Annotated in this window: 21 protein-coding genes; 7 read left to right on the forward strand and 14 right to left on the reverse strand. The window is 44.3% G+C overall.

Annotated elements, in window-relative coordinates:
* Window position 1: 1 nt before the first annotated feature.
* The 6 genes from KYK27_RS14040 to KYK27_RS14065 all read right to left on the reverse strand — a co-directional run bounded on the left by KYK27_RS14040 (window position 2) and on the right by KYK27_RS14065 (window position 6,838).
* Window positions 2-574 carry a nucleotide exchange factor GrpE gene (locus KYK27_RS14040; protein WP_199110692.1) on the reverse strand — a complete coding sequence of 191 codons (573 nt, stop codon included), beginning with the start codon at window positions 572-574 and terminating at the stop codon, window positions 2-4.
* Between the two features lie 253 nt (window positions 575-827).
* Complete coding sequence (gene obgE, locus KYK27_RS14045; protein ID WP_199110693.1) at window positions 828-1,820, reverse strand: GTPase ObgE; 993 nt, start codon at window positions 1,818-1,820, stop codon at window positions 828-830.
* A 35-nt stretch (window positions 1,821-1,855) separates the two neighbouring features.
* Window positions 1,856-2,449 (reverse strand): adenylate kinase, encoded by a 594-nt coding sequence (locus KYK27_RS14050; protein ID WP_199110695.1) that lies wholly within the window; start codon window positions 2,447-2,449, stop codon window positions 1,856-1,858.
* Window positions 2,450-2,561: 112 nt separating this feature from the next.
* Complete coding sequence (gene hpt / locus KYK27_RS14055) at window positions 2,562-3,104, reverse strand: hypoxanthine phosphoribosyltransferase (RefSeq protein ID WP_199110696.1); 543 nt, start codon at window positions 3,102-3,104, stop codon at window positions 2,562-2,564.
* A 105-nt stretch (window positions 3,105-3,209) separates the two neighbouring features.
* Window positions 3,210-5,459, reverse strand: a complete 2,250-nt coding sequence (locus tag KYK27_RS14060) for a sodium-translocating pyrophosphatase (protein WP_199110698.1) — start codon at window positions 5,457-5,459, stop codon at window positions 3,210-3,212.
* 464 nt (window positions 5,460-5,923) lie between these two features.
* On the reverse strand, window positions 5,924-6,838 hold the full coding sequence (locus KYK27_RS14065; protein ID WP_199110700.1) for a M20/M25/M40 family metallo-hydrolase: 915 nt from the start codon (window positions 6,836-6,838) through the stop codon (window positions 5,924-5,926).
* 109 nt (window positions 6,839-6,947) lie between these two features.
* Here KYK27_RS14065 and KYK27_RS14070 point away from each other — a divergent pair, with 109 nt between their 5' ends.
* Entirely contained in the window at window positions 6,948-8,198 is a 1,251-nt protein-coding gene (locus tag KYK27_RS14070) for a tetratricopeptide repeat protein (RefSeq protein ID WP_199110702.1), read from the forward strand.
* On the opposite strand, the gene KYK27_RS14075 is transcribed toward KYK27_RS14070, so the two are convergent.
* From KYK27_RS14075 to KYK27_RS14085, 3 genes are all read right to left on the reverse strand, one after another.
* Window positions 8,191-9,255, reverse strand: coding sequence for a glycosyltransferase (locus KYK27_RS14075; protein WP_199110704.1), 1,065 nt, complete (start codon window positions 9,253-9,255; stop codon window positions 8,191-8,193). The two genes, KYK27_RS14070 and KYK27_RS14075, sit on opposite strands and share 8 nt — an antisense overlap.
* Window positions 9,252-10,286, reverse strand: coding sequence for a hypothetical protein (locus tag KYK27_RS14080; RefSeq protein ID WP_199110705.1), 1,035 nt, complete (start codon window positions 10,284-10,286; stop codon window positions 9,252-9,254). The genes KYK27_RS14075 and KYK27_RS14080 overlap by 4 nt, the downstream gene beginning before the upstream one ends.
* A gap of 187 nt (window positions 10,287-10,473) precedes the next feature.
* Entirely contained in the window at window positions 10,474-11,658 is a 1,185-nt protein-coding gene (locus tag KYK27_RS14085; protein ID WP_233150471.1) for a glycosyltransferase family 4 protein, read from the reverse strand.
* 157 nt (window positions 11,659-11,815) lie between these two features.
* Here KYK27_RS14085 and KYK27_RS14090 point away from each other — a divergent pair, with 157 nt between their 5' ends.
* Window positions 11,816-13,066: a polysialyltransferase family glycosyltransferase gene (locus KYK27_RS14090; protein WP_199110708.1), complete on the forward strand. Its 1,251-nt coding sequence runs from the start codon at window positions 11,816-11,818 to the stop codon at window positions 13,064-13,066.
* Window positions 13,067-13,128: 62 nt separating this feature from the next.
* Here KYK27_RS14090 and KYK27_RS14095 read toward each other — a convergent pair whose 3' ends face one another.
* The 3 genes from KYK27_RS14095 to asnB all read right to left on the reverse strand — a co-directional run bounded on the left by KYK27_RS14095 (window position 13,129) and on the right by asnB (window position 17,435).
* Window positions 13,129-14,088, reverse strand: a complete 960-nt coding sequence (locus KYK27_RS14095; RefSeq protein ID WP_199110710.1) for a UDP-glucuronic acid decarboxylase family protein — start codon at window positions 14,086-14,088, stop codon at window positions 13,129-13,131.
* Between the two features lie 2 nt (window positions 14,089-14,090).
* Complete coding sequence (locus KYK27_RS14100) at window positions 14,091-15,437, reverse strand: UDP-glucose dehydrogenase family protein (protein ID WP_199110712.1); 1,347 nt, start codon at window positions 15,435-15,437, stop codon at window positions 14,091-14,093.
* An 84-nt stretch (window positions 15,438-15,521) separates the two neighbouring features.
* Window positions 15,522-17,435, reverse strand: a complete 1,914-nt coding sequence (gene asnB, locus KYK27_RS14105) for an asparagine synthase (glutamine-hydrolyzing) (protein ID WP_199110714.1) — start codon at window positions 17,433-17,435, stop codon at window positions 15,522-15,524.
* A 216-nt stretch (window positions 17,436-17,651) separates the two neighbouring features.
* Here asnB and KYK27_RS14110 point away from each other — a divergent pair, with 216 nt between their 5' ends.
* Together KYK27_RS14110 and KYK27_RS14115 are read left to right on the forward strand one after the other, a co-directional pair.
* The gene (locus KYK27_RS14110; protein ID WP_233150452.1) at window positions 17,652-18,470 is read left to right on the forward strand and encodes an alpha/beta fold hydrolase; all 819 of its coding nucleotides are present in this window, start codon (window positions 17,652-17,654) and stop codon (window positions 18,468-18,470) included.
* Window positions 18,471-18,505: 35 nt separating this feature from the next.
* Complete coding sequence (locus KYK27_RS14115) at window positions 18,506-18,751, forward strand: hypothetical protein (RefSeq protein WP_199110718.1); 246 nt, start codon at window positions 18,506-18,508, stop codon at window positions 18,749-18,751.
* A 173-nt stretch (window positions 18,752-18,924) separates the two neighbouring features.
* On the opposite strand, the gene KYK27_RS14120 is transcribed toward KYK27_RS14115, so the two are convergent.
* Window positions 18,925-19,080, reverse strand: coding sequence for a hypothetical protein (locus KYK27_RS14120; protein WP_199110719.1), 156 nt, complete (start codon window positions 19,078-19,080; stop codon window positions 18,925-18,927).
* Between the two features lie 516 nt (window positions 19,081-19,596).
* Entirely contained in the window at window positions 19,597-21,003 is a 1,407-nt protein-coding gene (locus KYK27_RS14125; RefSeq protein WP_199110721.1) for an FAD-binding oxidoreductase, read from the reverse strand.
* A 76-nt stretch (window positions 21,004-21,079) separates the two neighbouring features.
* On the opposite strand from KYK27_RS14125, the gene KYK27_RS14130 reads away from it, so the two are divergent.
* The 3 genes from KYK27_RS14130 to KYK27_RS14140 all read left to right on the forward strand — a co-directional run bounded on the left by KYK27_RS14130 (window position 21,080) and on the right by KYK27_RS14140 (window position 25,184).
* A complete protein-coding gene (locus tag KYK27_RS14130) occupies window positions 21,080-21,712 on the forward strand; it encodes a C40 family peptidase (protein ID WP_233150453.1) in 633 nt (210 codons plus the stop codon).
* A gap of 147 nt (window positions 21,713-21,859) precedes the next feature.
* Window positions 21,860-24,997 carry a TonB-dependent receptor gene (locus KYK27_RS14135; protein ID WP_199110723.1) on the forward strand — a complete coding sequence of 1,046 codons (3,138 nt, stop codon included), beginning with the start codon at window positions 21,860-21,862 and terminating at the stop codon, window positions 24,995-24,997.
* Between the two features lie 25 nt (window positions 24,998-25,022).
* Entirely contained in the window at window positions 25,023-25,184 is a 162-nt protein-coding gene (locus KYK27_RS14140; protein WP_199110724.1) for a hypothetical protein, read from the forward strand.
* Window positions 25,185-25,349: the final 165 nt, after the last annotated feature.

A 25,349-nucleotide genomic window follows, 5' to 3' on the forward strand; every position in this document is an offset into this window, starting at 1 on the left:
CTTACGCTCCTATTATAACCTTTGCAAAACGGATCACTTTGTCGTTCAGCGTATAGCCTCTCTCGATCACGTCTACAATTTTGCCTTTCAGCTCTTCTGATGGCGCCGGAATCTGAGTTACTGCTTCGTGCATATCCGCATCAAAATCAGAACCAGCCGGAATATCCATTGGCTTCAGCCCTTTCAGTTCTGTTACCTTCTTCAATTTATGGAAAACCAATTCCAGCCCCTGCAACAATGCATCCACATCTTTGGTTTCTTCCATCGCCAGTCGTGCACGTTCCATGTCATCCATTACAGGCAATAGTTCGCCCATCAGATCCTGGTTCGCTGTTTTTAAGATATCCTGGCGTTCTTTGGCAGTTCTGCGTCTGAAGTTCTCAAACTCAGCCATTAAACGGATGTATTTATCTTTCATTTCTGCCAACTCTGCAGCGGCACCATCTTGCTGGTCTTCAGTAGCAGTTTCTTCGGTTTCGTCTACCTGGTTCAGGTTTCCTTCCGTTTCAGCACTGGCAGTGTTCTCCTGCAATTCGTCGTGCTCCTGTTCTTTTTTAATATCTTTATCTGACATAATGCCTTAAAAAAGTTAGATGAATAGGTCTTCTTTGTCTTTTCAATTGTCTTGCCAAACCAGCGCATGTGCCAGAATGGCACTGCTTGATTGTTAAATTGTTTAATTGCTAAATTGTTGATTACTGCCTTTTGCGAATCTTAACAATTAAACCATACAGCCATTTAACAATTTGCGCTATAGGCGCTTCAAAAAAAATCGGTAGACAGCCTGATAGCCACTACCGATTTACATAAAACTATAAATAACTGGCTTAGCTGTTTAAAGCATTCCAGATCATGTCTTTTAACTGAGATATATTTTTACCGGTGATACTTGAGATAAACACGGTCTCGAGTTCTTTAGGTAACGTACTTCGCATCTCATTCTCCAGCTCTTCGTCCAGCATATCGGATTTAGTGATGGCAAGCAGGCGTTTTTTGTCGAGTAATTCCGGATTAAAGGTTTCCAACTCATTCAGTAATATTCTATACTCTTCGGCAATGTCAGGGCTCTCGCAAGAGATCATGAACAGCAACATAGAGTTACGCTCGATGTGGCGCAGGAATCGTAAACCAAGTCCTTTTCCTTCCGAAGCTCCTTCTATAATTCCCGGAATATCGGCCATTACAAACGACCGGTAATCGCGGTAAGCAACTACACCCAGGTTTGGTACCAGGGTTGTAAATGCATAGTTGGCAATTTTAGGTTTGGCCGCCGATACCACAGAAAGCAACGTAGACTTACCTGCATTCGGGAAACCAACAAGGCCAACATCGGCCAGCAGTTTCAGCTCCAGAATTACCCACTCCTCGCGGCCTTCTTCGCCGGGTTGGGCGTAGCGTGGCGTCTGATTGGTAGGTGATTTAAAGTGTGCGTTACCTAAACCACCTCGTCCGCCTGGAGTAAGAATGATCTCCTGGCCATCTTCGGTTATTTCGCACATCATTTCGCCGGTTTCAGCATTCCTGGCAACTGTTCCAAGTGGAACCTCCAGAACCTGATCTTCGCCTTGCGCACCGCTTGAGTGGCTTGGGCCACCATTCAGGCCGTTTTCGGCTATAATATGCTTGCGGTATTGCAGGTGCAGCAACGTCCATAACTGGGAATTGCCCTTCAGTATAACATGACCGCCACGACCGCCGTCGCCACCATCAGGTCCACCTTTTGCCGTTTTCTTATCGCGGTGCAGGTGAGCAGAGCCGCCACCACCGTGTCCGGAGCGTGAGCAGATCTTAACGTAATCTATAAAATTTGATGATGCCAATATGGTAGTAATGTGGACTATAGTCCGGTAAATGCTTACTTCTCTTCTTTCTTTGCTTTCAAAGAATCTATCTGGTTGCAGATCGCTCCAAAGATCTCATCGATCTCGCCAATGCCATCTACTGCAAAATATTTGCCTTGTCCTGAGTAATAATCAGCAACAGGTGTAGTCTTAGTATTGTACTCATCCACACGCTTACGAATCAGTTCTTCGTTCTGGTCGTCAGGGCGGCCTGAGGTCTTACCACGAAGCAGCAAACGTTTGGTTAGCTCTTCATCGTCTACTTTCAGGGCAATCATGCACGAGATTTGGGTGCCATGCTCTAACAGCAGTTTATCCAGCCCCTGTGCCTGTGGCACGGTGCGCGGGAAGCCATCGAAAATAAAGCCGCCGGCGTTTCTGTTTTCCTGCACTTTATTAGAGATCATCCCGATTACCACTTCATCCGGAACCAGTAAACCATTATCCATCAAAGATTTGGCTTTCAGACCCAGTTCAGTACCCGCTGCAATTTCAGAGCGCAGCAGATCGCCGGTTGACAGATGAATCAGGTTATATTTATCGATCAGCTTCTGACTTTGCGTGCCTTTTCCAGCACCTGGAGGACCGAACAAAACGATGTTGAGCATATCTTAGGTTATAATAAAAAGCAAAAATAGGTATAAAATTCCTGAAATGTTAAATTTTTTGACCTGCCAACCTCAAGCCTCTGGCAAGTGTAAGCCGGTTACTTTAAATAAATTACGATACGATCTTATAGATATCGCGCAGGTTGCGGCCAAGGCCGTTATAGTCAAGTCCGTAGCCTACCACAAAGTCGTTAGGTATTGTTTTGGCCACGTATTTTACATCTAACTGGTGCTGCAGGCAATCCGGCTTAAGCAGCAGCGATGCTACCTCTACTGATGCCGGCGACTTGGCATGCAACTGGTTTATCAGGTTATGTACTGTATGGCCGGTATCTACAATATCTTCCAGCACTACTATATGCCGTCCTTCCACATTATCTGTCAGGCCCAATACTTCTCTCACTTTCCCGGTACTTTCCATATCCTGGTAAGATGACAAGCGGATAAAGGAAATCTCGCAAGGGATATCTACACGTTTTAACAGGTCAGAGGCGAACATGAACGAACCGTTGAGTACAGCCAGAAAAAGGGGATTTTTGCCTTCATATTCTTTGCTGATCTGCTCAGCCAGCATGGTAATGCGGGCTATTATCTCTTCTTCGTACAGGTAAGTGCTAAAGTCGCAATCGTGCAGCGTAATCGTACGGGGGCTCATAGTTTGCTTTTTGGTGAGTTACACAAAGGTAGCATTTTAGAATATGATAAAAAAAGAAGCCCGGCGCAAAGCCGGGCTTCTTTATACTAATAACTATAGTTGAGGTTACTTTGCGGCAATACCAGCTACCGTTACTGTATTTTCAGCATTTATAGTTTTTTCTGCTGCCGGAGTAACTTTCACTTCCTCAGGAGTCAGTTTTGGCTCTTCCGGAATGGCAGGAGTTCTTTCTGTTGCAATATGTGGCGCAATTACCAACGATACAATCGACATTAATTTGATCAGGATGTTCATAGATGGACCAGACGTATCTTTGAACGGATCACCTACGGTATCGCCGGTTACAGATGCTTTGTGAGGCTCAGAGCCTTTGTACTCCATCACACCGTTGATCATTACCCCTTTCTCGAATGACTTTTTAGCGTTATCCCATGCGCCACCGGCGTTAGACTGGAACATGGCCATTAGCACACCAGAGACGGTAACACCAGCCAGCAAACCACCCAGAATTTCAGCAGAAGGCGTTTCTTTAAACACACCTTTCAGGCCGAAACCAACTATAAGCGGAACGATGAGGGCAATAGCACCTGGTAACATCATTTCGCGGATAGCAGCTTTAGTAGAGATAGCCACGCATTTTTCGTACTCCGGCTTGCCGGTTCCTTCCATGATACCCGGAATTTCGCGGAACTGACGACGAACTTCGTGCACCATGGCCATAGCCGCTCTGCCTACTGCTGCAATAGCTAATGCAGAGAAGATGAACGGAATCATGGCACCAATGAACAGACCAGCTAAAACAGGCGCTTTGTAAAGGTCAATAGAATCGATACCGGCAATACCAACGAAAGCTGCAAATAAAGCTAGTGAAGTTAAAGCAGCAGAAGCAATTGCAAATCCTTTACCAGTTGCTGCTGTAGTGTTACCAACGGCATCCAGAATATCGGTTCTGCCACGTACTTCTTTCGGCAGTTCGCTCATTTCAGCAATACCACCAGCGTTATCCGCAATCGGTCCGAATGCATCGATAGCGAGCTGCATAGCGGTTGTAGCCATCATACCTGCGGCTGCAATTGCCACACCGTATAAACCGGCTGCTGCATAAGAGAATACGATACCTGCCGCCAGAACTATAATTGGCAGTACAGTTGAGTGCATACCTACTGCCAGACCAGCGATAATGTTGGTAGCATGGCCTGTAGAAGATTGTTGCACGATAGAGTTAACAGGACCTTTACCCATTGCAGTATAGTACTCTGTGATAATACTCATTAAAGTACCTACTACCAGACCAACCATAACTGCCAGGAACACATCGTTTGCAGAGAAATCGAAATTACGCAGGTTCATCTGTTCCGGTAGCATCCAGTGGATCACAAAGTATGCACCTACAGCTGTCAGGAATACAGAGATCCAGTTACCACGGTTAAGGGCAGCCTGCACATCGCCACCTTCTTTTACACGGATGAACAACATACCAATCAGGGAGAAAATGATACCAAGACCTGCGATCAGCATGGGAAGAATAACCGGCGATAAGCCCCCGAAATTATCTTGCGCAATAACCTCGCGGCCAAGTACCATGGTGGCCAGTATAGTTGCCACATAAGAACCGAACAAGTCGGCACCCATCCCGGCTACGTCACCTACGTTATCGCCTACGTTATCAGCTATAGTTGCAGGGTTACGCGGGTCATCTTCCGGGATACCGGCTTCTACTTTACCTACAAGGTCAGCACCAACATCAGCGGCTTTGGTATAGATACCTCCACCCACACGGGCAAACAGGGCAATACTTTCAGCGCCCAGCGAGAAACCTGTCAGTACCTCCAGGGCACGCTCCATCTGGATACCATTTACATCGGCACCAGTGCTCTGTACGAAGTAGTAATATAAAACTATAAACAGTGAGCCTAAGCCAAGAACAGCCAAACCAGCCACGCCCATACCCATTACCGAACCACCTGCAAACGATACATCAAGGGCACGGGAAAGGCTGGTACGGGCTGCTTCAGCGGTACGCACGTTTGCTTTTGTGGCAATGCGCATACCTATAAAACCGGCTGTAGCCGAAAAAACAGCACCAATAATAAAGGCTATTACAATGGACCAGTGCGATCGCTCACCACCGGAATAGCCCAGATAACCTAAAAATAAGGAAGCAATTATGACAAAATAAAAGAGCACTTTGTACTCTGCTTTTAAGAAAGCCATCGCACCATCTGAAATGTGGCGCGCAATCTCCGTCATGCGCTCATTACCTGCGGGCTGCTTCGTTACCCATGCCGACCGTATAAAAGTATACAGTAAGGCCGCCAGACCAAGAGCAGGAATCGCGTAAAGAATATTTTCCATTTAAAAGAGTTAAGAGTGTTAAGGTTAAAGAATATTTGAATATAGCTATTAAAGAAATGAGTTTGGCTTGAATATTCCAAATATTTTTACCTGAAAGCGGTTTAGAACGATTAGCAGCTATACTTCTTAGACTGAAGCGGTTGAAGCTATAGTTTGCATGGATTAGCCCAACTATAGTTTAAAAGCAAAAAAGCGCAGTTCTGGACCGCGCTTTTGTAGTGTATTATGCTTTTGATTCAGTATGTAGATTTCGTTAAACGAACCAGATGTGCAAATAAACCTACACTATTTTGTCACCCTGAAAGGATCTTGTGAGGTAATAGTACAGGTTTAATCTCCCTTCCACCAAGTTTCTTCCAGAATGACAGTGATTTTTATGTTAGACTGATCTATCCAGACACTTGTAAACTCACACAATCACTCTTTAACTCCTAAACTCTCTAACTCATAAACGCTCTAACTAGCTATAGTTTTTCGAGCAATGCCTTGTAAAGCTTTACCATACTATAGATGTCATTCTTGTTTACGATCTCATCTGGTGTGTGCACGTTATCTTCAGGGGCACCTACAAAGCACCAGTCCCATGGATAAGCGGCTTTCTGCAATTCTTTGGCATCGCTTCCGCCGGCCCCTTCCACTTCCAACTGGTACGGCACACCGGATTCTTTGGCAATGCTAATGATCTTCTGCACATACGAGCGACGCGGAATCAAGCTGTCACGCATCGAGATGACTACCCCTTTGCCCGGCTGTACACCTTCTGTAACCCAGGTAATATCAGCGATCAGGGCCTGGCGTACGTGGTAATGTTCATAAATATACTTAGCAAGGTAAGCAACGGAACCGCCGCCGTGTTCTTCCCAGCAACTAAACGCTATAATACCATTTTCTAAGGTTTCGGCTACTTTTAGTGCAGCCCAAACTCCCAGGCGGTTATCCATGTAGCAGCTTTGCACTGTTTCATCTGTTTCCCTGAAATCAGACTTGAATACCAGTTCGGTGCCGCGGTCAATTTCCCGATGGTACTCATAGCTTAGTTCGCCTTCTTCTTCATCGTATTTCAGCGTGCAGGTAATATCTCCCTGGCTATCGGAGCCTGTTAGGGTGTAACCGGTTTTAGAGGCAGGCCCACCGATCGGTACCAGCTGGTGGCCGTAGCGCACAGTATATCCGATAGAATCCATATGAGCAAAAACGGCGGCGTTTGGCTTCCCGAAAACGAGTAAAATACAATCCTGAAAATCTTCGTTATTTACTATAACGGGTTGCACCTTCCACTGAACTTTATGTGTTTCGATATAGTTTAGCAGGAAGTCAGTCATCTTTTTTTCGTTGCCTGACGGTGCATGAATCTGGCAGAGTTGTTTCAGGAGCTGCATGTTTGTAGTTTTGGGTTTGAACTCAAAATTAATATAAAAGTTGTACTTTCATTTCCTATCCTGATACGGTAGCAAGTGGCGCACAAAAAATAGAATTTTACAATTTCACATGAAGAAGTTTTTATACATCGCCTTCGGTTTACTTTTACCTGTAATGGCTTCGGCACAAACCCAGGAAACTATAGGAGATACTACTGCCATGCGCCAGGTTAATATTGGTACAGTAGATGTAATTCCTACTGCGGTGAAGGTAAAAGGCATGCTGCTGCTGAACAAGGATGTACAGTATGAACTGGAAGGTGCGGTTGATAACATGTACAACTTTAAGTATGAGCGCGCTGAAAAGCAGTTTAAATCATTGCGTCGCCGTTATCCGGAGCACCCGCTGCCATACTTTCTGATGGGCCTGAGCCAGTGGTGGAAAATTGTACCTACTAACATTCAGACGAAAAAATACGATGACCTGTTTTTCGCTTACATGGATACCACTATTCAAAAGGCGGAAGAACTATACGATAAGAATGAAAACAACACGGAAGCGGCCTTTTTCCTGGCTGCAGCCAATGGTTTCTCGGCCCGCCTGCATTCTGAGCGAAGCAACTGGCGTAAGGCAACCGTGCACAGCAAACGCGCGATAGAATATATGGAGATTGCCAAAGCCGGTAACGGCCTGAGCCCGGAATTTCTTTTTGGGGAGGCACTTTTTAATTATTACGCTATCTGGATACACGAAAACTATAAAATGTTGCGTCCTGTGCTGGCTTTCTTCCCGGATGGTGATAAACGTTTAGGCTTAAAGCAGCTTCGCCACGTGTCGAACAGCGGTTTTTATACAGGAACAGAAGCAAAGTTCTTCCTGATGAAGATCTACGCAAACGAAGAAGGCAACCTAGATGAATCGATGAAAATTGCGCAGTCGCTGGCAACCAAGTACCCGGACAATGCCTACTTCCAGCGCTTTTATGCCCGTTTGTTATTTGTGCAGGGCCACTTCTCGATGGCAGAGCGTGTATCGTTGGATATTCTGCATAAACTTGAACAGAAAATGCCGGGCTACGAAGCTGTGAGTGGCCGCTACGCATCGTACATTCTGGCTTACGTTAACCAGAACAAATACCGCGACCTCGAAAAAGCAAAGCAGTATTACCAGGAATCCATTATGTATGCGGAGATGAGCAACGAACGTGATTCGGGTTACTTTATTAACTCTTACCTGAACCTGGCCCGCATCAGCGACCAGCAAAAAGATAAATCGAAGGCAAAGCGTTACTATACTATCGTAATCAACTCTTCAGAAAAAAAATCAGCAGCATTTAAAGAAGCTCGCAACTTCCTGAAAGCGAATAAAAAAGTTAAGTAAACAGTTCCAGAAAGGTTTGCTCATGCGCAGCCATGGAAAAGGCCTGCGCAACCCATTGCTTACCGGCACGGCCAAGTTTAGCTCTCAGATCGGCATCCTGTAGCAGGAGCTCCAGCTTTTCGTACCATTCCTGGTGCGTTGTACAACTATAGCCAGCTAAACTATCAGGCACGGCTGTCATATTTGCTCCAACCTCGGAAACTACAGCTGGTATGCCCAGCGCCATGTATTGCAGGGCTTTAAAGGCACATTTCCCTTTTGCCCACTCGGTATCGGGTAGTGGCATTACACCTATGTTAAACTGCAGCAGACTTTCAACTTCCGTAGCTTCAGACCAAACTATAAACTTCAGCGATTTTAGCTTTAAATCCGGTTCCCGGTCTGCCACCACTATAAAATCGAAACTATAGTTTTGTTCCAGTTGCTGCAAAACCGGTTCTATAAGCTTTAAATACAGCAACGTAGAATGCGATCCGATCCAGCCTATAGTTACCCGTTTCGCTTGCTGGTCTTTAATCCTGCTATAGTTTACAGTTGTGTTTATAACAGTAGGCAGATAAACAGAATTCGGGTTATGGTTTAAGGCATATCGCTGCAGAAAGTGATTCCCGGTACTTACCTTATAACTCCAATTACAGATTTGAGCAATTTTGTGATGCCATTTATAGTTAGATGCCATGCTGTTATCTTCCGTGGTATTCGGCATCCAGATAGCATCATCAAAATCGAAGATCAGCTTTTTACGAAAGACTTTTGCCGCCAACCACTCAAACCACGGCGGCCCCACAGGGGTGGCTTCGCGATGGATAAAAATATAGTCGTAAGCTGGCAGCCTGCTTAACAGTAAAAGTCTTCTCAACATACCCTTCACTAATCCGAACAGTTTCTGGAAACTATAGCCTTGCTTGTAAAGAATATCCAAGGTTGCCACATCCCAGAAAGGAGCAAGTTTATAGTTTATAGTTTGCTCCTGCAGCACAGGCAGCCACTGCTCTACTCTATACCTTTGCGAAGCAGCTTTGCCAACCGGGTAAGGAACTACAAATAGAATTTTCATAGCCCGTTACTGCTGAGTTGATTGAAGAAATATTCATACGCTTCCCTGATCTTCTCCGGTGATCTATAGTTTGCTGCTAGTTGTGGTATTTTCTGCCGGTGAGTTGGGTCACTAACTATAGTTTGAATCTGTTGAATAGCTTTCTCAAGGCTTCCATCTAACGCTAAATTAAAAAGCGCGCCGCCTCCTTCGTTCTTTATGATATCACTATCATCGCCGATGCCTTCTGTCAGTAAAATAGGTAAGCCATTAGCCCAATATTCACCTATTTTAACAGGTGACAGATATTTTTTAGATGGCCCGGGCTTGTAAGTTGCCAACGCAAAATCGGCAGCAGATAGGTAGGGGGAGACCTGCTCATGTGGCACTGAAGCAACAAACGTCTTACTCAGGTCGATCTTATAGTTACTCAGTTGCTGCTGAATTTCCTCACTTGGTTGTGGTGACAGTATGATCAGCCTGAAATCTGGGATGAAGTTAAAACACTGTTGGTAGATCCGGAAAGCTTCCTCATTATAGTATAGTCCGCCAAATTTGCCGACATAAATGCCTACAATAGTCGTATCAGAAATGAATAGCTCCCGTCTTACCCGATTCCTTTCCACTGTCGAAAATTTAAATTTATTAAGTTCAACAGGATTTCGACCCAGTTTGATCTTTGCATCAGCTATACCCCAGCTATGTAATAATACCTGCTCATAGTTTCTTGTTACTACAAGAAGTCCGCTCGAAGCTCTTAACTGCTTTGCTTCCCACTTCTTCTGAAGTAAGTATCTGGGATCGATTCTACTCCAGACGTTACTTTCAGCCATATAATCTGCATGTGGTTCGTATATTATATAAAATGGAATTTTAGTTTTTTGCCATACTTTCAAAGCCAATGTACCAGCTAATGAACCACTTGCAACTATAGCACTAACCTTTTGCTGCTTTACAATCTGCTGCAGCAGTTTAGGAAAAACTATAAAATCATTGATTTTATTTAGTAATGAGAATTTATAGTTTCTGCTGTACAGAGGTATGTGCCTCACATTAGGGTACAACGCTAGAAAGTCAGGCTTCGGGAGCTTTGCTGCTTCACGTTCTATAGTAATAATTAAAACCTCAGTGATGCTGTTCAGGTGCTGTAAAATTTTTAGATGCGGAAAAACTGCAGCATGTGTAAGCACATCAGAAAGTGGCCAGTAGCTAATAACTAAAATTCGCAACTTCTTCACTTTAGCGGTCATCTTCGAGTACAGAAAGCAATTTGTGTATATGCTTATTAAATGAAAACTTTGACTGTAGTTCTTCTTCTATTGCTACTTCATTAATGAGTTTTGCATCTCTATTCTTATAAATGAAACTTAGCTTCCTGACACACTCAGAGAAATCAAGAGCCTTGAACAAAAAGCCTGTTTCTCCATCCCTGACTACTTCATTTGTTCCTCCTATATCAGAGCATAGCACTACTCTTTTAGCCTGTAGTGCTTCTAATATGACCAGAGGTAAGCCTTCAAACTCTGAAGGAAGGGTAACTAGGTTGAAATATGGAAGAACTTTCAGAAATAGGCTATTTTCTATAGGCTCTTTTACATAGATGTAATCATCTAGCTTAAATTCTTTAATCAATTGTTTTATCTGAACTTTTTGACTCCCTTCTCCTAGAATAAATAATCTTATATGCTTTGGTAAGAGCCCTTCCTTCTTCACAAAAGCAGCAAAAGCATTTATGAAAAATATCTGACCTTTATAGTTTTCTAATCGCCCAGGCAACAGTATATTATACACAGCTTTTCTTCGTTTTAACAATGAAACAAAGTCCTGTGAACTAGCTCTTAACGTGCTACCTTGTTCAAGTACATGCAAAGGAAGAGCATTATAAATTACTTGCTGGTAGCTATGTTTTATCAGATTGATCTCAACATCTCTCTTCACCGCTTCAGACACAAACAAATGAGCATTATCATAGCGCTTTGCAAGTAGTTTGTTTACTTTATTTATTATATAGCGCTTAAAGGTATTTACAGGAAACTGTTTATATTGTGTGATATGAAAATACTGGTATAGTCTTAATTTTCTAACTTCGCTTCTTAAAGTGCTTTTAACCAGCCGCATCAGAAAATGTGCATAAGCAGCATGAGCAATTACTATATTAATTTTATTTTGCTGCACAAATCTTCTTATTCTATAGGTCACGCTTAGGGAAGTTAAAAGTGATCTTACAGAAAGATAAGAATCTGCTTGCCCAGCAAACAATATTCTATCTAAAGCGAGTTTTAAATGAAATGAGTCAAATATTTTTTGGTCAAACTGCGAAAGAACTACAAGGAAAACTTTATACGAATTTTTCTCTAATGCTTTTATCTGGTTAAGCACTTGTATTGTAATACCCTCATGTGCAACCATAGGTAATACTATCATCACACTTTTACAGGTATATAGTAATTGGTCTTCCTGCACCATTTCGATTAATTATTTACATTGAATTGCCTCTTATTTCTCATACTACCCAATACAATTGTTTTTAACAGTATGTATAAATGTAAGAACTTGAGCAGAATCAAACTGTATCCCTTAGATGAAAAAAGAACGACTGTTAATACTATGCGATCATAACAGAGAGGACTTCTTATTGCCTTACAAATGTATTAAGGAAAAGGCAGAGTTACTGTTCCTTGAGTTTCCTTCTAAAAAGAGTATTACTGCCGATTACTATAAGGAATATGGGAAAGTAACTTTCTGGAGTGAATACAAGGATGCCTTTAGTCTTTTGGAACAAGTTAATCCTAAAAAAGTAATTTTTCTTTGGATTGACACTTATCAGCAGGTTGCGCTAAATTTAGCTTGTAAAATAAAAGGAATTAGAACTTATATTATCGAACACGGCATTCGTGACTGGCGTGCCAATATTGAATTGGAACAATATTTCTTTAATCCGGTCAACATTAGCTTATCTAACCGATTTAAAACACTTTCAACAGAACTAATACCTCGTCTTAAAACTCGCTTATTCCTGCTGAATACGCTACGAAAACTTCCAGAACCTGAGAAATCATTTCTAAAAGATTATACAAGACTCCGGAGAAAGAGTACATATCATACGATTAAACAAAAAGTAATCTCAGAATTAAGACTCCCGAACGCATATATTTCTTATAGCCCAAAAGTATTTAGTGTACATCAGCATTTCGATAAAATACGTACTGATCATGTTGTACATTTTATTGGCGTACCTCTGTATGATGAATTAGCAAATACTATTTATAAAGCTGACTCCTTAATTTCTCAATCTAAAAGTATAGTTTTGATAGATCAGGGATTAGCAAATCGGAACTTACTAGGTTGGAGAATAGACTCCTACAAACAATTTTTAAAGGAGCTAAACCATTACTGCCACTTAAGCGGCTTTACTTTACATATTAAGTTTCATCCTTCAGATATAAATGCAGTAAGTGATTATAATCTAAATAAAATTTCAGTTAAAATCATTGATGACACACAATTAAAGCAATTACTCCCCCACACACCAGTCATTATAGGCTTCTTCTCTACACTATTACTACCCTTAGCAGCCATGTCACACACCACCCTAATCACCCTGGAAAACCACCCGGCAGGAAAGCTCGATGTATCAAAATCGTTTGTGGATGCAGGTGTGGCGCACCCAGTCTATAGTTTAGATGAACTGCCAGAAGCCCTGAATAACATAGAGCAACTTCATCAGCAGCAACTACCCAACAAAAAGAAATTCGAACAGGACTGGCTTTATAAATTCGATGGGAAGGCAGGCGAGAGACTTAGAGACATTCTGCTGAGTAACGAACTATAAGACAAAAAGGGCGTCAAACTATAGTCTGACGCCCTTTTCTGATTTATGTAATTAAGGAAGTTTTATGCTGTTTCAGCTGGTACCTGAATTTTGTCTTTAAAGTATTCCAGGGTTTTTCTTAGGCCTTCTGCGCGATCTACTTTTGGCTCCCAACCTAAAATTTCCTTAGCACGGGTAATGTCCGGCTGGCGTTTCTGCGGATCGTCCTGCGGCAATGGCTGATATTCTACTTTCAGCTCCACACCGGTCAGGTTGCAGATCTCTTCAGCAAACTCTTTTATAGTTATCTCTGATGGGTTACCTACGTTCACCGGCAGGGCATAATCGCTAAGCAGCAGGCGGTAAATACCTTCTACTAAATCATCCACATAGCAGAACGAACGCGTTTGAGAACCATTACCGAAAATGCTCAATGGTTCGCCACGCAGTGCCTGGCTTAAGAATGCAGGCAGTACACGGCCATCATCGAGGCGCATTCGTGGACCATAGGTGTTAAAGATACGAACGATACGGGTCTCCAAACCATGGTGCATGTGATAGGCCATTGTCATCGCTTCCTGGAAACGCTTAGCTTCGTCGTAGCAGCCACGCGGACCTACCGGGTTCACGTTACCCCAGTAATCTTCGTTCTGTGGGTGTACCAACGGATCGCCATAAACTTCTGAAGTAGAAGCAATAAGCATGCGTGCACCTTTCGCCTTGGCCAGGCCAAGCAGGTTATGCGTTCCCAACGAGCCAACTTTCAGTGTCTGGATCGGAATTTTCAGGTAATCGATCGGGCTGGCTGGTGATGCAAAATGCAGGATATAGTCCAGCTTACCGGGCACGTGCACAAACTTAGATACGTCGTGGTGGTAAAATTCAAAATCCTTCAGTTTGAAAAGGTGCTCAATGTTCTCCAGGTTACCTGTGATCAGGTTGTCCATGGCGATCACATGATAGCCTTCTTTTATAAATCTATCGCAAAGGTGTGAGCCCAGAAAACCGGCTCCCCCTGTAATTAGTACTCGTTTTTTAGTCATGATTAAACAGTTGCATTTAATTGCTCCACAGGCTGTTTTACACCAATGCCATAATAGGTGAAGCCTTTTTCGTTGAGGTCTTTGGCATCGTAAATATTACGTCCGTCAAATACTACTTTATCTTTCATCAGTTTGCTGGCTACGGTAAAGTTCGGCGAACGGAATTCCGGCCACTCGGTTACCAGCAGCAGCGCATCAGCATCGATCAGCGTTTCATACTCGTCCTTACCATACTGGATGGTATCGCCCAGCGAATGCTTAGCCTCTTCCATAGCTACCGGGTCGTAAGCTTTTACCTGCGCACCCTGCTCTAAAAGTTTCTTGATGATCACCAAGGATGGTGCTTCGCGCATATCGTCGGTTTTTGGTTTGAACGACAGCCCCCATACAGCAAATGTTTTGCCGGCCAGGTTACCGCTAAAGTGTGTGCTGATTTTATTGAAAAGTACCGATTTCTGGTTCTCGTTAACTTCTTCCACCGACTTCAGTACACGCATCTCGTAGCCATTTTCGTTGGCAGTACGGATAAGCGCCTTTACGTCTTTCGGGAAGCATGAGCCGCCATAACCTATCCCCGGGTAGATAAACTTGTTACCGATACGGGCATCAGAGCCAATACCTTTACGCACCATGTTTACATCGGCACCCATGATCTCGCACAGGTTGGCAATGTCGTTCATAAAGCTGATTTTGGTAGCCAGCATCGCGTTAGCCGCATACTTGGTCATCTCTGCCGAAGGAATATCCATAAAGATAAGCGGGTGACCGTTCATCAGGAATGGTTTGTATAGTTTGGTCATCACCGTTTCTGCTTTCTCAGAACATACACCAACTACAATTCTGTCCGGTTTCAAAAAGTCTTCGATCGCAGCACCTTCTTTCAGGAATTCCGGGTTAGAAGCCACGTCAAACGGTATGTCTACGCCACGGGCAGTTAATTCTTCCTCGATAGCTTTACGTACCTTGTTAGCAGTACCCACCGGCACAGTACTTTTAGTTACCACAACCAGGTAATCGTTCATGTTCTGGCCAATAGAACGGGCAACGGCCAGTACATATTTCAAGTCGGCTGAGCCATCTTCGCCCGGAGGCGTACCCACGGCTATAAAAGCCGCATCGCACCCTTGAATGCTGGTGGCAAGGTCAGTAGAGAATGATAAGCGCTCCTTTTGGGTATTGCGCGCTACCATTTCTTCCAGTCCCGGTTCGTATATCGGCAGAATGCCTTTCTTTAAATTCTCAATCTTATTTGTATCAATATCGATACAGGTAACATCGATACCTACTTCCGAAAAACATGTGCCCGTTACCAAGCCAACATATCCGGTGCCAACTACAGCTATTCTCATATGCTTTGAATTATCTTAATTGCAAATTTATACTATTATATATTAAAGTATCCTTAATTATAAGGATGATTCTTTTTTCTTGAATTAACTACCCGTTAAAAAGGTGTTCTTCCACCAGTACTGAAAAACCAACAGCGCCCACACCTGGGTTTGTAATGTGCCGGCTGTGTTACCTTTAAACGACAGCCGGAGTTTTCTTATTTGCGCTACATCAAAAATCTGTTGTGCCTCAATCAGTTCATCCGATAAGTACTCATTAACCAGACCTGCACCTTCTGTTTGCAGAAACGACAGCAGTGGTATCTCAAACCCTTTTTTAGGCCTTTTATATAGTTCAGCTGGCAGCATCTGCCGGAAAGAATCCTGCAGAATCTTTTTTTGGTATGAGCTGTCTATTTTTGATGTTACCGGCAGTGAAAATGCAAATTTCACAACCCTATGGTCTAAAAAAGGACTTCTGATCTCAAGGCCGTTTGCCAATCCCATCAGGTCCGTTTTGGGAAGCATATCGTTTGCCAGAACGAGTTGCCAATCGGCACACAATACGCTGTTCAGGTCGTAATGTTTCCTGTTTAAACAGTCTAGTAACCTGCTTTTTCTGGCGGTGTATAAACGGTTAGCTGCTTTAGCCCTGTTTTCTGGTTTTAATAGCGCTAAAGCCTGCTCCTCTTTTTGCCAGGTTGCCCAGAACCAGTACCGGTCCGAGGCCGGTAGTTTTGCGCCTGATGCAAAGCGATGTAACTGTCTTACTTTATTCGTAACAAAAGAGTTTCTGGTTTTAGGCAGATTTTCCCATAAATATTCAAGTTTTGTAATAAATGCGGCTGCAGGGCCATTTGAGAGCGCCTGAAACTCCGCACGATGCTTGTTATAGCCCGCAAATAATTCATCAGCTCCATCCCCCGACAAAGCTACTTTTACCTGTTTGCCGGCATATTTGCTCAAACTATAAACTGCCAGCGCTGAAGAATCTGCAAAAGGTTCGCTCAAGCCATCCAGCATCCCGAAAATATCACTGTACAGATCCTGGTTTGTAAGAAGTAGTTCCGAATGATTGGTTTTAAACCTATCAGCAACTAAGCGGGCATAACCTGTTTCATCAAAAAAAGGCTGCTCCGGAAACCCTACCGAAAATGTCTGAAGTTCCTTCACCTGCTGCGAAGCCAGTCCTACAACGATAGAAGAATCAATTCCGCCACTCAATAGAGCCCCTACCGGAACATCCGATACGAGTCTTTCGGTAACTGCCTGCTGCAGTAATGCCTGTAACTTTGATTGTTGCTGCTTATAGTTTAGAGTATTTGCAGCGGCTTTTTCGCCATCAAACGGCAGCTTATACCAGTTACTGTCGTGCACTTTGTTATGCTTAACTATAAGGTAGTGGCCGGGAAGTAGTTTTTTTACCCCTTTCAGTATAGTTGCAGGAGCTGGTATATAAGTTAATTGCAGGTATTGGAAAAGCGATGTATAATCGAGTTCGCGGGGTACGCCCAGTTCCAGTAAGGCCTTCAGTTCAGAGCCAAACAGGAATTTATCGCCATCTTTATAGTACAGTAAGGGCTTTTCGCCGAAACGGTCGCGGGCAACAAACAGGCTCTGCTCAGCCGCATCGTAAATGGCAAAAGCAAAAAAGCCACGGAGCTTTTTTAAGCACTCCGGCCCATACAGTATGTATAACTGCAGTACTACTTCCGTATCCGAGTCGGTTGTAAGCTGTATGCCTTTTGCAGCAAGTTTGGCCTGCAGCGCTTTATAGTTGAAGACCTCCCCGTTATAAACTATAGTATACCGCAGGGTAGCATCCGTAAAAGGCTGATCAGCATGATGGGCAGGTGCAATTATGGCAAGCCGGCGATGGGCCAGCGCCACATTTTGGTGTACGAAAGTTCCGGCAGCGTCCGGGCCACGGTGCCGGATCGCCCCGCTGGCTCTCTTCAACTGCGCTATAGTTTCTGAACCATTCTCAGAAAATGCGAAAACTCCTGTTATTCCACACATACTTGTTGTAAAGTTAGGATTTTCTCATTCAGTCGATGGCTTAAATCTGCCGAACGGCCCTAATAAGTAAGCTCGTTTTACTCAATTTTAACAACCTGCCTTCTGAAACAAAGTATAGTCTTAGTAAGAACACCCTATTTTAATATGAAACCAGACTGGTTAGATACTAAGGAATATCCTTTCGAATCTAAATACTTACAATTAGACTGTGGCAGAATGCATTACATAGATGAGGGTGAAGGCCCCGTAATTGTAATGGTACATGGTACCCCGGCATGGTCTTTTATTTACCGCAACCTGATCAAGCTTTTGCGCCCAAAGTACCGCTGCGTAGCCATGGATATGATCGGCTTCGGTTTATCTGATAAACCCGAAGATTTCAGTTACAAACCCAGAGCACATGCCGATAACTTCGCAAGGCTGATGGAGCATTTGCAGCTGAAAGATATTACGTTAGTTGTCCACGATTTCGGTGCACCCGTGGGGCTGGCTTATGCGCTAAACAACCCTCAGAATATCCGCAACATTGTTATGCTCAACACATGGACCTGGTCGCTGTCGAAGCACAATACTTTTTCCAAAGCCAGTAAATATTTAGTTGGGCCGTTGGGCAAATTTTTACATTCCAAGCTTAACCTTTCTACAGGCGCCTTAGTGAATGAGCTTTTCGGAGATGCACAAAACCTGCCGAAGTCTATTCAGGAGCAGTATGTAAATGCGCTTGGAACTCCGGAGCAGCAGGTACGGTCTCTTGCCTGCGCCCGCGAACTGGTAGGCGTAAGCAAATGGTACGAAGAACTTTGGCAAAAACGCAAAAACATACGGGACATACCTACCCTGATACTTTGGGGCGAACGGGACAAACTTGTAAAAATTGAAGCCTTACAAAAGTGGAAACGCTTCTTCCATGAATGTTATGTAATACATTTTGAGGATAGTGGACACTTTTTACAGGAAGAGAATGCCGATGAGCTGGCTGGATATGTCAGTAATTTTATAAAAGAAGAGCAGAAAAAGCGCGAGCCGGCTCTGTAATCCTAAAACTTAAAGCCAAACTTACCTATTCTATTATGAAAGCGAACAAACCTCTGAAGGAAGCAATCCTTCGGGCACCCGAATCAACAGACGAAAACAAACAACCTCAGCAGGAAAAACTATATCATATGGGTACTACTGCAAAACCACAAACCGAAACAAATCTCCAGAATGCGCAACAGGACCTTGTAAACGAAAAGCCACGCAACCGCATGGAGTCTTTGTATAATCTGCGGGAGCTGGAGTATGAGGTGGTGAAGGAAAAGAAAAATAAAGTTTAAGGATTAAGACCTATCAGTGTGCGCAGCTCCTGCTAGTGTCTGGGCAATTAGTTGATTACTTCTCATTTGTCATTTCGAACACAGTGAGAAATCTGAGTCCTATAGTTTACTACTCTACACTTCGATCCAAGCTATACTTTCAGATATCCTCTTATCCTGAGAGCTCTAATTGCCTACAGTTCTATAGTTGACTTTGGCGCCCTCACGGCCGGGAGGCCCCGTCTTCGGGCATCGCGCTGCTGCTTTCTTGCTTCCCTCGTGCCTTGGGCTGCCAGACGGCACCGCAACAAAGCAAAGGCGCTCAACCCGAAGACTGAGATCTTTCGCATAGCTATAGTTCTTCTATAGTTTGAACCGGTAAGCTTCGAGATTGATCGTGGTGAGAGTTTCGAGAGAACAGGTAAACCTATCCTTATCTCGGATTTAAACTATAAAACTATAGTTTAGAAAGTTGTAAAAGCAGAATTGTCCCTTGAGGGGACTACAGGGGTGTTAAGACAGTAGCTATAGAACTATAACTCAAACTATAGATAACATAAATTCCCCTCTCGGGAGGGGTAGGGGTGGGTTAAAACGCTAACTATAAAACTAGAACGGAAAGTATACTGGTGAAAAGCTCACCCCGCCTTAGACAAGGAGGAGTTGGGGGTGGTTGGACCACGCTACCTATAAAACTTTACCTCCAACTATGGCAATAGCTTTATCCTGAAAATCTGTTAATCCTGTAAATCCTGATTCAGACAATTCCTGTCCCTAGGGGCCAGTTAAGTCAGAAAACTCAACACCATCGCAAGTCACGAACGAGGAGACTCGCGCCAGAATTACGGACGATCAGACTATAGCTTTCAGGCAAATATCTTCCCCGGATTAAGAATACCGTTCGGGTCGAAAAGCTGCTTAATACCTTGCATAAGGCGCAGCTGCACTTCATTCAGCGCAATATCAATGTAAGGTCGCTGCACTAAGCCAATGCCGTGTTCTCCGGAAATGGTACCTCCCAACTTTACGCACAACCGGAAAATCTCCTTAATGCCTTCCGGTAACTTGTGCTGCCAGTCCTCATCTGTCATCTCGCCTTTTATGATGTTCACGTGCAGGTTACCGTCGCCGGCGTGGCCGTAGCAAACTGACTTAAAATTATACCTGGCACCTATCTCCTTTACACCGTGCAACAGTTTAGGCAGTTCCGCACGTGGAACAACGGTATCTTCTTCTTTGTAAACTGAGTTGGCTTTAACTGCATGCGCTACATTACGACGTAATCGCCAAAGGTCCTCTTTCTGTTTTTCGGTATCAGCTACCAGTATCTCATCAATATCAAACTGCTCCAGCACCTGGTAAACCTGCTCAGCTTCTTTAAAGAGTTGGTCCATATCGTTGCCGTCCAGCTCTATGAGCAGATGCGCCTGTATATCTTCAGGGAGGTTCACCTCAATACCCAGGTAGCGGCCAGACCATTTAATAGCATCGCGCTCCATAAACTCCAGTGCCGACGGAACTATACCAGCCATAAATAACTTCGATACCGCTTCACAGGCCTGCTCTTCATTACGGAAAGGCACCAGCATCACTATATTCTGCGGCGGGTAAGGGATCAGCTTAAACACTATTTTGGTGATAATACCCAGCGTGCCTTCGCTGCCGACCATAAGTTGTGTAAGGTTATAGCCGGTAGCATTCTTTAAGACATTGGCACCTGTCCAGGTTATTTCGCCGGTTGGCAGCACCACTTCTACGTTTAGTACATAATCTTTTGTAACGCCGTACTTTACAGCTCTCGGTCCGCCACTACTTTCGCTCAGGTTACCACCTAAAAAACAGCTCCCTCTACTCGATGGGTCCGGCGGATAGTATAATCCTTTGGCAATTACAGCCTCCTGAAAAACCTGGGTAATAACGCCCGGCTCAACTATAGCCTGCAGGTTACGCTCATCTATCGTTACAATTTTATTAAGTCGTTCCGTAGAAACTATAACTCCCTGATGCACAGCCAATGCCCCGCCACTTAGTCCGGTACCCGCTCCGCGTGGCGTTACTGGCAGCATATTTTTGTTACAATACTGCATAATAAGGCTGATCTCAGCAGCGTTCGCAGGTTTAAGAACAACTTCCGGAATGTAGCGAAGATCTTCGGTTTCGTCGTGGGTATAACGGAGCATATCGTCGGCAGATGCAGGTAAAATCACATTTGCATCGCCAACTATAGTTGCAAATACTTCGACGGCTTCCGGGGTTACTGTGTTAAATTTCATTTGTAAAAAAGGCTGGGTTATAGCTATATTAGCAGACCCTATTATTTTTATGTACTTACCTTGCTAAAGTAACGTTTTGAGAACAGCTTTTACAACTTCCCTCTTATTTATCTTTTTAATTGTCCTGATGGCTTCGTGCCAGTCGTCTGGGCCGGTGTTCAGTAAGCGTGGCGAAACCTACAAATCGGCACGGGAGATAGCTGCAGAAAAACGCCAGGAACGCAAAGCCCGCAAGTTGGCACGCCGAAATGGCGACAATGAACGACCGCTGGCATCTAAAGACCGCACCAGCCGCACTAAAGTAAAACGAAATCTGGATAAAGATATTGAGACCGTTATCGAAACGGCCCGCTCCTACACCGGCGTTCCATATCGCTGGGGAGGCACTACCCGCGTAGGCATGGATTGCTCCGGCCTTTTGTGCACGTCTTTTGAAAGTATAGATGTAAAGCTACCCCGGACTTCAGACGAGCAAAGCCGGTTTGGGAAAGAGGTAAGAGTTAAAGACCTGCAGGAAGGAGACCTTGTGTTTTTTGGAGCTAACAGGAACAGCAGGCAGATTACCCATGTGGGCATGGTAACCGAAGTAGTCGATGATAACAACATCCGTTTTATACATGCCTCCACTTCGCTCGGCGTAATCGAAAACAACCTGTTTGCCGAACACTACCAGAAGATTTTCATCAAGGCTGTGAGGCCGGCAATTTAAGATCCTCTATTAAATAATCATATTATAATTATACAACTATATTTAATTTTTATCCAAAATATATCCTATAGTTTGATATAAATTTCCAACTTCATACGTACTTGTAGGTAGTTACAACTTATTGTCCACTAACTACTTATCAGTGCTATGAAACACATCTACACTTTCATACTTCTGTGTACGTTCTTACTGCTCCAATTACAGGTAGCATGGGGGCAGGGCGCTACTACAGCCGCCATGAACGGAACAGTAAAAGACCAGAGTGGTACGCCCCTGCCGGGAGCCACAATCATTGCCATACACAACCCGACAAATACACAATATGTTGCCACCACCAACAGCGACGGGTATTTTAATATCCAGAACATGCGTGTGGGTGGCCCATATACTGTCCGGACCTCTTACGTAGGTTACCAGGAGCAGCGCTCTGATAACGTGACACTTGCGTTGGGACAGTCGGCCCGGGTCGATTTTACTTTAACAGAAAGTAGTCGCGAGCTGGGCGAAATAGAGATTGTTGGTGAGCAGAACGATGTATTTAACCAGGACCGTACAGGCGCAGCTACCAACGTATCGCGGGAGCAGATAGAACGGTTGCCAACACTTAGCCGCAGCATTCAGGATTTTACCCGACTTACGCCACAAGCATCCGGCAACTCTATAGGTGGCTCCAGTAACCGCTATAACAACATAACGATAGATGGCGCTGTAAACAATGATGTGTTTGGATTGTCGGGTAGTGGTACGCCTGGTGGCTCGGCCGGTACGCAGCCAATTTCGCTGGATGCCATTCAGGAGATACAGGTAGTAATAGCCCCTTACGATGTGAAGCAAGGCAACTTTACGGGTGGTGGTATAAATGCTGTTACCCGTTCGGGTACTAATAAATTTTCCGGTTCTGTGTATGGTTTTGGCCGTAACCAGGATATAATCGGTAAGGCAGTGGAAGGACCACGGGTTAAAGCAGATGAGTTTAAAAATTATCAGTATGGTGTTCGTATAGGCGGGCCTATCATTCCGGATAAACTGTTCTTTTTTACCAACTATGATGCTACACGGATTACCGAACCTGTTCGTTTTGCTCCGGGCTCCGCAGAATCGCAGATACCCCTTAGCGCTGCGCAGGATCTGGCCGCCTTTGTAAGAGAAACTTACAACTATGATGTGGGGTCTTTCGGAGGTTTTGACAGAGATACGGAAAGCGACAAACTATTTGCCCGCCTCGACTGGAACATTACCAACAACCACTCCCTTACGCTACGCCACAACTATATTGATGCCTTCCAGGTGTCATTTTCAAGAAGCCGTGCCGAGGCTCGTTTTGGCAATAACGCCTACCGGTTTAACAGCAAAACAAACTCCACAGTAGCTGAACTTAACAGTCGAATATCAAACAGTTTCTCAAATAACCTGATCATAGGGTACTCCAGAATTAGAGAAAATCGCGAACCTTTTGGCCAGCTCTTCCCGCAGGTTACTATTTTTGATCCGGTAGGCACACTGGTGTTCGGCTCTGAACGCTCCTCCACTGCCAACGAACTCGACCAGGATATCTTCGAATTTACCGATAACTTCTCGTACCTGGTTGGCAAACACAACTTTACTGTCGGCACGCACAACGAGTTCTTCAAATTCAGGAACCTGTTCATTAATAACCTGAATGGCCGCTGGGACTTTAACAGCATCGAAGACTTTATTGCCAATAACCCCTCCAGGGTACGGGCCGGTTATTCCCTGTCAGGTAACCCACGCCCGGCTGCCGAATTTAACGCGGCACAACTTGGCTTTTACCTGCAGGACGAATACACAGCTTCTGAACGGTTAAAATTAACCCTGGGCCTGCGCGTAGATATCCCGGTTTTCCCGGACAAGCCGGAACGTAACACAAAACTCGAAAGCGACTTTGGAGGCCTTTATCCGGGAATTAGAACAGACCGTACATCAAGCGGTCAGGTACTCTGGGCGCCACGATTCGGGTTCAACTTCACTCCTACCGAAGACAGAGCATTCCAGATAAGAGGTGGTACAGGTATTTTTACAGGCCGTGTGCCATTTGTGTGGATGTCGAATCAGTTTGTGAACACAGGTACAATACTTGGAACTATAGATGTGAGGAACCCTGAAGAATTTATTGCAGATCCAACTAACCAGACAGCCGCAGGACCTCCGGTTCAGACAGTAGAAGTAAACGTAATAAACGACAACTTTAAGCTACCACGCGTTTGGCGCAGCAACCTGGCCTTCGACTATACTTTGCCGTTAGAAATTATTGCTACCGTAGAAGGTATTTATTCTAAAACACTGAATGATGTGGTGTACCGCGACCTGAACCTGGTAGACCCGATTGGCAGACTAGCCGGGCCCGATAACCGGAATATCTTCTCGGATAGAGATAACAGCCGCCGCCGAAACGAAGATTATACAAATGTTATTCTTTTAGATAATACAGATGAAGGCTACCGCTATAGTTTAACAGGCCAGCTACGTAAAGATTTCACCAACGGCCTTAACACCTCCATTGCCTATACTTATGGTAAATCAAAAGATGTGAACAGCGGCACGAGTTCTACTGCCTTATCTAACTATGAATTTAACCAGATCGTGAATAACCCGAACGATCCGGAACTGGAATACTCCAGGTATGATGTAAGGCATAGAATTGTTGGTACAGGCGGCTATACGTTCCGTTTCGGAGAAAACTTTGCAACCGGTATCTCCTTATTTTACCAGGGCCAGTCAGGTTTGCCAATTACATTTGTTTATTCTCAGGACCTGAACGGCGATGGCAACATTGCAAACGACCTGATCTATGTGCCGAGAAATCAGAGCGACATAATTCTTGTACCTTTTACAGATCGTAGCGGTGCAGTAATTCCAGGAAGTGCTACGCCACAGGAACAATGGGACGCATTGGATGCACTGATCAGAAGCGATGATTACTTAAGTGACAGAAGGGGCCAATATGCGGAACGTTATGGAGGCCGTATGCCATGGACCCATCAGTTTGATCTGCGCCTGCTCCAGGACTTCTACCTCACCTCCGGCGAGAACAGGCACACTTTCCAGATCACCTTTGACATTTTTAATGTTGGCAACCTGATAAATAAAGACTGGGGCCGACAGTATTTTGTGAATAACAATGCTAACGAACTCATCCGGTTTGCGGGCCTTAACGCTGATGGTGTTCCAACTTTCACGTTTAACACAAATACCAGGATCTATAATATTTCACAATTCGATTCTAGGTGGCAGGGCCAGTTGGGACTACGCTACATTTTTAATTAAATTATAACGAAACAAAAAGCTATAGTTGCCCAGAAAGCCCGCAGGTGAATTGCCTGCGGGCTTTCTGGGCAACTATAGTTTATGGCTTGTCAGAGCAGGAGACTTAGGATTGCTTTCAGGGGTTTATAAGCACGCCCTTATCGGTGCCTTTGAGGGCAGTAAATACAGCATTTCAGACCAGGTTTAGTAAACCATTCATACTCCTATAACACAAGAATCACATGCGGCTCATGGCTACACCTGTCGCTACCTATCCGTAGGCAAACTATACTCAGCAATTTGTTCGTAGTCAACAATTACCATGTAAAAGTGCATAGAATGGGCTGGCTCGCAAGCAATAGTTTTTTTTAAT

This window comes from Pontibacter populi (assembly GCF_019336435.1).
Lineage (GTDB): Bacteria > Bacteroidota > Bacteroidia > Cytophagales > Hymenobacteraceae > Pontibacter > Pontibacter humidus.

What these genes read in the sequence shown, in the direction of transcription:
- KYK27_RS14040 (WP_199110692.1), bottom strand. Translation starts at nt 574, where the DNA reads ATGTCAGATAAAGATATTAAAAAAGAACAGGAGCACGACGAATTGCAG.
- KYK27_RS14050 (WP_199110695.1), bottom strand. Translation starts at nt 2,449, where the DNA reads ATGCTCAACATCGTTTTGTTCGGTCCTCCAGGTGCTGGAAAAGGCACG.
- hpt (WP_199110696.1), bottom strand. Translation starts at nt 3,104, where the DNA reads ATGAGCCCCCGTACGATTACGCTGCACGATTGCGACTTTAGCACTTAC.
- KYK27_RS14060 (WP_199110698.1), bottom strand. Translation starts at nt 5,459, where the DNA reads ATGGAAAATATTCTTTACGCGATTCCTGCTCTTGGTCTGGCGGCCTTA.
- KYK27_RS14065 (WP_199110700.1), bottom strand. Translation starts at nt 6,838, where the DNA reads ATGCAGCTCCTGAAACAACTCTGCCAGATTCATGCACCGTCAGGCAAC.
- KYK27_RS14070 (WP_199110702.1), top strand. Translation starts at nt 6,948, where the DNA reads ATGAAGAAGTTTTTATACATCGCCTTCGGTTTACTTTTACCTGTAATG.
- KYK27_RS14075 (WP_199110704.1), bottom strand. Translation starts at nt 9,255, where the DNA reads ATGAAAATTCTATTTGTAGTTCCTTACCCGGTTGGCAAAGCTGCTTCG.
- KYK27_RS14085 (WP_233150471.1), bottom strand. Translation starts at nt 11,658, where the DNA reads ATGATAGTATTACCTATGGTTGCACATGAGGGTATTACAATACAAGTG.
- KYK27_RS14090 (WP_199110708.1), top strand. Translation starts at nt 11,816, where the DNA reads ATGAAAAAAGAACGACTGTTAATACTATGCGATCATAACAGAGAGGAC.
- KYK27_RS14095 (WP_199110710.1), bottom strand. Translation starts at nt 14,088, where the DNA reads ATGACTAAAAAACGAGTACTAATTACAGGGGGAGCCGGTTTTCTGGGC.
- KYK27_RS14100 (WP_199110712.1), bottom strand. Translation starts at nt 15,437, where the DNA reads ATGAGAATAGCTGTAGTTGGCACCGGATATGTTGGCTTGGTAACGGGC.
- asnB (WP_199110714.1), bottom strand. Translation starts at nt 17,435, where the DNA reads ATGTGTGGAATAACAGGAGTTTTCGCATTTTCTGAGAATGGTTCAGAA.
- KYK27_RS14110 (WP_233150452.1), top strand. Translation starts at nt 17,652, where the DNA reads ATGCATTACATAGATGAGGGTGAAGGCCCCGTAATTGTAATGGTACAT.
- KYK27_RS14115 (WP_199110718.1), top strand. Translation starts at nt 18,506, where the DNA reads ATGAAAGCGAACAAACCTCTGAAGGAAGCAATCCTTCGGGCACCCGAA.
- KYK27_RS14120 (WP_199110719.1), bottom strand. Translation starts at nt 19,080, where the DNA reads ATGCGAAAGATCTCAGTCTTCGGGTTGAGCGCCTTTGCTTTGTTGCGG.
- KYK27_RS14125 (WP_199110721.1), bottom strand. Translation starts at nt 21,003, where the DNA reads ATGAAATTTAACACAGTAACCCCGGAAGCCGTCGAAGTATTTGCAACT.
- KYK27_RS14135 (WP_199110723.1), top strand. Translation starts at nt 21,860, where the DNA reads ATGAAACACATCTACACTTTCATACTTCTGTGTACGTTCTTACTGCTC.